1 protein-coding gene is annotated in these 406 nt (G+C 60.6%); it reads left to right on the top strand.

All coding sequences use genetic code 11. The annotated features are described in order from the left end of the window. On the top strand, positions 1-266 hold a 266-nt coding region (locus tag HG543_RS54220; protein WP_281404572.1), incomplete at its 5' end, for a hypothetical protein. Positions 267-406: the final 140 nt, after the last annotated feature.

The raw sequence follows: 406 nt of genomic DNA, 5'->3' as shown, positions 1-406 counted from the left end.
ACAAAGCGGAACGTGTGCATCAATATCACGCGCACACGCTGCATGCGCTGCTGGAACTGACGCAGGCGGCGGGCTTGCAGCATCCGGCGGAATTCCGCGCGCACCACATCGTGCGGCGCGTGTCTGGCAACGAGGTGCAGTTGTTGTCCACGCTGCTCAAATACCTGGAACCCGGCGATCTGCTGGCCGGGCGGTACCGCTATCAACTCTATGAACGCTACTGGCCGATGGCCCAGGCCGAACGGTTTGATCCGGTGGCTGTGTAACCTTGGACCATTGCCATCGATTACTGCGGCTGGGTTTCCATGAAACTCGGCCGTTTTTCCATGCGTGCGTAGAACGTGGCAAGGTTCGCGTGACGCTCGCGCCAGTCGATCTGCGGCTGGCGGAAATCCAGGTAGGCAAG

Origin of the sequence: Pyxidicoccus fallax (assembly GCF_012933655.1) — a bacterium.
Lineage (GTDB): Bacteria > Myxococcota > Myxococcia > Myxococcales > Myxococcaceae > Myxococcus > Myxococcus fallax.
The sequence above is the reverse complement of the archived record's forward strand: the minus strand, read 5'-3'. Positions and strand labels throughout refer to the sequence as shown.